The sequence below is a fragment of the Acinetobacter sp. YH12227 genome, assembly GCF_013417785.1.
Classification (GTDB): domain Bacteria; phylum Pseudomonadota; class Gammaproteobacteria; order Pseudomonadales; family Moraxellaceae; genus Acinetobacter; species Acinetobacter gandensis.
Map to the genome: position 1 here is coordinate 1 of NZ_VPDH01000177.1, position 1,242 is coordinate 1,242.

The 1,242-nt window shown below is 34.7% G+C and carries 1 protein-coding gene; it reads right to left on the reverse strand.

Annotation, left to right across the window (positions count from 1 at the left end; translation table 11 throughout):
- Nucleotides 1–46 precede the first annotated feature (46 nt).
- Nucleotides 47–1,015, reverse strand: a complete 969-nt coding sequence (locus FTV09_RS17775) for an IS110 family transposase (protein WP_180059010.1) — start codon at nucleotides 1,013–1,015, stop codon at nucleotides 47–49.
- Nucleotides 1,016–1,242 lie beyond the last annotated feature (227 nt).

Genomic DNA, 1,242 nt, shown 5'->3' on the forward strand with positions numbered 1-1,242 from the left:
AAAAGATACCGTCTTGGCTGTCAACCTAATTTAGTAATTATTTACCTTATATTTGATAAGCAGTTTGATGTTTTAATACACCATAGCATAGGTGTACTAACTTACGCATTGCAGCACCAACAATCAGCATTTTAGGCTTTCCTTTTTCACGTAGTCGCTGATACAGTGCCTTAATATGGGGATTATATTGAAGTGCAACTATAGATGGCATAAATAGGCTAGAGCGTATTTTACTATCACCTGCTTTTGATAAACGACTTCGTTTATTGACCGAACTGCCAGATTGGAAATGTATAGGAACTAGACCAACATAAGCTGCGACCTGACTTGCTTTTTCAAAGTGATGAGAGCGTAATAACCCTAGCATGAGCAATCCAGTTTTCCTTCCTACTGCTGGAATAGTAGTTAGTAAAGCAAGATCATTTTTTAGCTCTGAATCACCATTTACATGACTAGAGATCATTTCATCCAATCTAATAATCTCTTGTTCAAGTTGTTGAATACGAATATTAATTGAGAGTAATACTTGTGGAAATGTTTGAGTAGATTGAGCCTTTTCTAAACGATTCTTTTCACGTTGCAAGTCTTCTTCAAGAACTGCATATCTATTTATTAAAGCTTTTAATATTCTTACATTTTCTTTCTCAGGTTGCCATGTTGCTAACTTAACAGTATTTGCATAATAGACGAGAGCTTCGCTATCTGCTTTATCTGTTTTATTTAGCATTGATAATCCTTTTGCAAACGCTCGAACTCTTGCAGGATTAGCGATACATATTGTTAATTCCATATCATATAAAAAATGAGCTAGATTCTCATGATATACCGATGTAGCTTCCATTACAGCCCGAGTGTCTGATAAATTAACATCTAGTTCGGTTAACCACTTTACGAGTTTAACAAAACCAGATTGTGCATTATCAAACCTTTTGGTTTTTCTCTTTCCAGTTAGACCAGAAGGAAAAATACAACAATCAATTTTGGCTTTACTGACATCAATACCCAATGTAATCATGTGTACCTCTACAATCCATATAGTGTTTTAATTACTCACTAATCACGATCTAACCTTGTGAATACAGCATCAAAGTGCTTAGTTACCGTTCAGAGTTGAAAGGAGTAATTAGGGGAAAATTGTAGACTTACTCTTTCGGACAAACTTAGAAGTTTTAGGTAGAACACAAGCTCTACAATTTTCATATAGTGATAGCTAATCACTATACAAACTAAGATACAAGGTAG